This is a genomic window from Vibrio fujianensis (assembly GCF_002749895.1).
Taxonomy (GTDB): domain Bacteria; phylum Pseudomonadota; class Gammaproteobacteria; order Enterobacterales; family Vibrionaceae; genus Vibrio; species Vibrio fujianensis.
In genome coordinates this window covers 720,103-725,642 of sequence record NZ_NBUS01000054.1, presented here as the reverse complement: position 1 = coordinate 725,642, position 5,540 = coordinate 720,103, and the positions used below count along the sequence as shown (strand labels likewise).

Sequence of the window (5,540 nt, the reverse complement as noted above, 5' to 3'; positions counted from 1 at the left end):
ATCACTAAATTCAGTTTAAGCTTAACTTTATTACTTCCTGTTCGGGCGGCGTCTATCCAAGATTCGCAAACCATGTGGTCAATGTGGCCAGTGGTTGGGCAGGCAACCCTTTCGTGGTTATGGTTTGATGTTTATACCTCCCAGCTCCGTACACCAGATGGTATCTATCATCATATTGATGATTTACCAGCTCATCCAGTTGCATTGGAAATTCACTACTTGCGATCAATCTCGCAGCAACAACTATTAGAGGCGACCCAAAAGCAGTGGCAAAAACTTGGCTATTCAGCGGCAGAAATAGAGCGGTGGCTGAGTGAATTTAGTCACATGTTTCCAAGTGTCGAACAAGGGCAGCGTTTGGTGTATCTCTCGGATGGACAAAGAGGTCAACTTATTTTCTTTCCTTCACAGGATGAGTCTGAAATACGTGGCCTGGTTCAAGATCCGGTAATGAATGAGGCCTTCCTAGCTATTTGGCTATCGCCACGTAGCCATTATCCTCAATTAAGAAAGCAGTTAATAGGAATAAACTGATGAAATACTTCTATGCATGGCTTTGGTTGTTGGGGGGATGTTTACTCACTGCCTGCTCAGCAGACATTCAGGACTATCAAAAAAATGAACCCAAGTTTGATTTATTCGAATATTTTTCAAGCACAACTCAAGCCTGGGGGATGGTGCAAGATTATACAGATAAACAAACACGACGCTTTGAAGTCTTAATTAAAGGCTCTGTAGAAGGCGAGGTTCTGACTTTAGTGGAAGACTTTGTGTTTGATGACGGTGAAGAAAGTCAGCGAATTTGGATAATTACTCGTACTGATCGCGGTGAATACCTCGGTGAAGCAGATGATATTATCGGCCAAGCTAAAGGAAAGGCGGTCGGAAATACTTTACATTGGCAGTACACTTTTTTATTACAAACTGAGCAACAAGCGATTCAGGTTTTATTTGATGATTGGATGTATCGTCAAGATGAAAAGCATATGTTTAATCTGACTAAGATTAAAAAATTCGGCATTGAAGTCGGAAAAATTACGTTATTTTTTCAAAAGCAGCCATAATCACCAAGAGCATATGGTTGTGATGAAAAAGGGCCATATATGGCCCTTGTATTGAATACTAATCTAATCCAGTTAGAGTTTATCAGTCAGTTCGATAGCATAGCCAATATAGCTGGCGGGAGTCATCTGTTTTAGGCGATCTTTCTCGGGTTGTGGTAACGCTAGTCCATCAATAAAATCACGCATGGCTTCACCGTCCACCCGTTTTCCTCGGGTTAATTCTTTAAGTTTTTCATATGGTTTTTCAATACCATAACGGCGCATGACCGTTTGTACTGGTTCGGCAAGCACTTCCCAGTTCTTATCTAACTCGGCCAATAGTGCCTCGCGATTCACCTCTAATTTGCTGATCCCTTTCAAGGTAGAAGTATAAGCGATAATGGCATAGCCAACACCAACCCCTAAGTTACGCAGAACGGTAGAGTCAGTGAGATCACGTTGCCAGCGAGAAATAGGTAACTTTTGCGCAAGATGTGTAAAAATGGCGTTGGCTAAGCCGAGATTCCCTTCGGAATTTTCAAAATCAATAGGGTTAACTTTGTGCGGCATGGTTGAGGAGCCAATTTCGCCAGCAATGGTTCTTTGTTTGAAGTGACCTAGTGCGATATAACCCCAAATATCACGATCAAAATCAATCAAAATCGTATTAAAACGAGCAATCGCATCGAATAGCTCAGCAATATAATCGTGAGGTTCGATCTGAGTTGTGTATGGGTTCCATGCTACCCCTAAAGATTCGCAAATAAACTCTTCACTGAATTTATGCCAATCGACTTCAGGGTAGGCAGAAAGATGAGCGTTATAATTACCGACGGCACCATTAATTTTAGCTAGAATTTCAATATTGGCGATTTGCTTATACTGACGTTCCATACGGTAAGCCACGTTCGCCATTTCTTTCCCCATCGTTGATGGTGAAGCGGGCTGCCCATGAGTTCGTGAAAGTAAGGGAATATCGCGATATTCTTCGGCTAATTTTCGAATCGCATCAATAATGTTGCGAATTTCTGGCAGGATAACCGTATCACGAGCTTCTTTCAGCATCAGGGCATGAGACGTGTTATTAATATCTTCTGATGTGCAGGCAAAATGAATGAATTCATTAATGGCATGCAGCTCAGGAACTTCGGCGACTTTTTCTTTTAAGAAATATTCAACCGCTTTGACATCGTGGTTCGTAGTACGTTCGATGTCTTTAATACGTTGGGCATCTTGTTCATTAAAGTTGTCAGCTAATTGATCAAGAAATTGATTTGCTTGCTCACTGAGCTGTGGGACCTCAGTAATTGCTGCAGTAGCAGCCAGCTTTTGTAGCCAACGAATTTCAACGATAGTTCGGTACTTTAGGAGACCATATTCACTGAAGATACTACGTAACGCAATCGTTTTACTTCCGTATCGGCCATCTACCGGTGAAACAGCAGTCAATGCTGACAGTTCCATGTTTTTCTCCTGGAGTTTGAGTTAAATGTGAAAGTGGGTGAAGTTGAAGTCGATCATTTAAAGTCTTGCTAGTAGCAGTTGAGCTTGCTCGATCATCTTTTTACGACTAAAAATCAAATGGCGACGTCGACCACCGACTTGACGCCAAAGTACGGCACAGCGAATTCCGGAAAGCAACAAGGCTCTTACTTTATGCTGATTGGCTGTTTGTTGTAATACCGCTGGTGTGCCGGTAACCTGAATGCGAGGGCCAATCGGACTAATAACATCAAGATAGACATTAGCAAGATTACTGATCATTGTTTCATCAAGTAAATCGAAGTGCGCGACTTGGCGTTCGATCGTTTGCAGGCGATCCCCCAGTTGTGCCATCGCATCTCTACGGCTACTTAACTTCCGCTCTAATGCCATTAGGCTAATCATATAACGGGTCATTTCATTACCCGTAGGCGTGTTATCAATACCATTGACTAAACTTTCGAGGCCCACTTTTAAATTAGCCTCGTCGCCAAACACATCCAGTGTACTGCTCGGGTTTGTGTTAACAATGGCCTGAAGTGAAGTGGCGAACGCGTTGGAATCACAGTGGCCATCTCTTGCAACTTGTTGTACCAGGGCCACTGCTTGGCAGAGCCCAGCAAAAGCGATAGTGCGATCATAATTCGTGTGAGCCACGTCAATACTCCTAAGGTTGACTATGAGATACGCTGTTCAATAATACCACCGCCAAGGCAAACTTCACCTTGGTAAAATACCGCCGATTGACCTGGGGTTACGGCAACTTGTGGCTCATCGAACATTACTTTGATGTTATTGTCATCGATAGGGATGAGGGTACAAGCAATATCTGTTTGACGATAACGTGTCTTAACCGTGCAACGTAGCGTGTCTGTGACTGGTTGACGATTTACCCAGTGCAGTTGTGATGCCAATAGACCACGAGATTTTAGTAAAGGGTGATCAGCGCCTTGCACAGCAATCAAAACATTTCGCTGGAGATCTTTTTCTGCAACATACCAAGGTTGTTCTGTTCCTTCCTTAAGACCACCAATGTGTAAGCCTTTACGTTGGCCAAGCGTATGGTACATCAACCCTTGATGTTCACCGACAACTTTTCCTTCTGGTGTTTCAATTTTACCGGGTTGTGCAGGTAAATAGCGAGATAAGAAATCGGTAAATTTGCGTTCACCAATAAAACAGATACCGGTTGAATCTTTTTTCTTGGCCGTCACAAGGCCTTGCTCTTCTGCAATTCGACGAACTTCTGGTTTTTCTAGTTCACCGACTGGGAATAAGCTTCGGGCTACCTGTTGGTGGCTAAGTGTATACAAGAAGTAGCTTTGATCTTTATTGCTATCAAGCCCGCGTAACATTTGTGGTTTTTCTCCTGTGACAGGAAACGTTCGCCGAACGTAGTGACCCATGGCTATATAATCGGCATCAAGTACTTCATCCGCAAATTCAAGAAACGCTTTAAATTTGATCTCTTTATTACATAAAATATCAGGGTTAGGCGTTCTTCCAGCTTTATATTCGGCAAGGAAGTATTCAAAAACATTATCCCAATATTCCGCTGCAAAATTAATGGTATGTAAGTGGATGCCTAATTTATCACAGACGGCTTGTGCATCGGCTAAATCTTCAGCTGCGGTACAATATTCTTCGTTATCGTCTTCTTCCCAGTTTTTCATAAACAGGCCTTCAACTTGGTAGCCCTGTTGTTGCAATAGATACGCTGAAACGGACGAATCGACACCACCTGACATGCCAACAATAACTTTCTTTTGACTATTTGTACTGTGAGCTTCTGACATAACTCAATACCACTTGATGAACTTGGGGGAAGATTCTAACAGAAAGATTTTTTTGAGGACAGATCCGAGACTGCAATCACACTTCTTTCGGTCAATTATCTCTGCGTAACCTTCTCATTCTCAAATCATCTCGTTGATTTCTTAGTTAATGTGAAATAATAAGAGAGCTGAGAGAGCCGGAGAAACTGATGGCATACATTATTTTTAGTTGAGAAGGCGCAATTTTGAGGTTACCCGATGTTTTTCCGGCTTTGACTGATGGATGTAGAGTATGATGAGGAAAAAACTCGCTTACGAAAACGTTTGCTCTTTTTCTGTCAGTTGCTGTTTTACGGTGTCACGAGTTAGAATCGCCCATCCTTTTATTGCTATGCCGAACCACCGTTATGAAATTCCCTGGCCAACGTAAGTCAAAACATTATTTTCCTGTCCATGCTCGCGATCCTCTTGTCATTCAGGCACAAGAAAATAAAAAAATGTCCCGTACTCATATTATTGGTATTGACCAAACTTTAGTCGATATTGAAGCGAAAGTAGATTCAGAATTAATTGAACGTTATGGATTAAGTAAAGGGCATTCGTTAGTTATTGATGATGATGCGGCAGAAGCGCTATACCAAGAGCTAAAAAACAATCAATTGATCTGCAGTGAGTACGCAGGTGGAACAATCGGAAATACACTTCATAACTATTCGGTCTTAGCGGATGATCGTTCAACCTTGTTAGGTGTGATGAGCCAAGATATTAAAATTGGTAGCTATGGGTATCGTTATTTATGTAATACATCCAGCCGAGTTGACTTGAATTATTTACAAGGTGTGAACGGAGCAATTGGTCGCTGTTTTGCTCTCATTACGGAAGATGGTGAACGAACCTTTGCTATCAGTGAAGGGCAAATGAATCAATTACGGCCAGAAAGTATTCCTGAGAAGATTTTCCAAAATGCGTCTGCTTTGGTGCTGACCGCTTATCTTGTGCGTTGTAAACCTGGCGATCCAATGCCAGAGGCAACGATGCGTGCAATAGAATATGCCAAACAATACAACGTGCCGGTGGTGTTAACACTCGGAACTAAATTTGTGATTCAAGAAGATCCGCTATTTTGGCAAAACTTTTTGCGTGACCATGTTTCGGTTGTGGCTATGAATGAAGATGAAGCGTGCGCGTTGACAGGAGAGCAAGACCCACTAGCGGCCTCTGATAAAGCGTTAGATTGGGT

6 protein-coding genes are annotated in these 5,540 nt (G+C 42.4%); 3 read left to right on the top strand and 3 right to left on the bottom strand.

The window, feature by feature from the left end; all coding sequences use genetic code 11:
- On the top strand, window positions 1-534 hold a 534-nt coding region (locus tag B7C60_RS17275; protein WP_245869626.1), incomplete at its 5' end, for a chalcone isomerase family protein.
- Window positions 534-1,064: a DUF3833 domain-containing protein gene (locus B7C60_RS16440; RefSeq protein ID WP_099612568.1), complete on the top strand. Its 531-nt coding sequence runs from the start codon at window positions 534-536 to the stop codon at window positions 1,062-1,064. The genes B7C60_RS17275 and B7C60_RS16440, both read left to right, overlap by 1 nt.
- A gap of 72 nt (window positions 1,065-1,136) precedes the next feature.
- Here the strand turns inward: B7C60_RS16440 and purB are convergent, their stop codons facing one another.
- From purB to mnmA, 3 genes are read right to left on the bottom strand one after another with little or no spacing between them, the layout of a single operon-like run.
- Window positions 1,137-2,507, bottom strand: coding sequence for an adenylosuccinate lyase (gene purB / locus B7C60_RS16435; protein WP_099612567.1), 1,371 nt, complete (start codon window positions 2,505-2,507; stop codon window positions 1,137-1,139).
- A gap of 57 nt (window positions 2,508-2,564) precedes the next feature.
- A complete protein-coding gene (gene hflD, locus B7C60_RS16430; RefSeq protein ID WP_099612566.1) occupies window positions 2,565-3,182 on the bottom strand; it encodes a high frequency lysogenization protein HflD in 618 nt (205 codons plus the stop codon).
- 20 nt (window positions 3,183-3,202) lie between these two features.
- Window positions 3,203-4,321: a tRNA 2-thiouridine(34) synthase MnmA gene (gene mnmA, locus B7C60_RS16425; protein ID WP_099612565.1), complete on the bottom strand. Its 1,119-nt coding sequence runs from the start codon at window positions 4,319-4,321 to the stop codon at window positions 3,203-3,205.
- 386 nt (window positions 4,322-4,707) lie between these two features.
- On the opposite strand from mnmA, the gene B7C60_RS19850 reads away from it, so the two are divergent.
- The coding region (locus B7C60_RS19850; protein WP_245869624.1) for an inosine/guanosine kinase at window positions 4,708-5,540 on the top strand (833 nt) is incomplete at its 3' end.

Coding starts and splice junctions, on each gene's coding strand:
- B7C60_RS16440 (WP_099612568.1), top strand. CDS start 534: ATGAAATACTTCTATGCATGGCTTTGGTTGTTGGGGGGATGTTTACTC.
- purB (WP_099612567.1), bottom strand. CDS start 2,507: ATGGAACTGTCAGCATTGACTGCTGTTTCACCGGTAGATGGCCGATAC.
- mnmA (WP_099612565.1), bottom strand. CDS start 4,321: ATGTCAGAAGCTCACAGTACAAATAGTCAAAAGAAAGTTATTGTTGGC.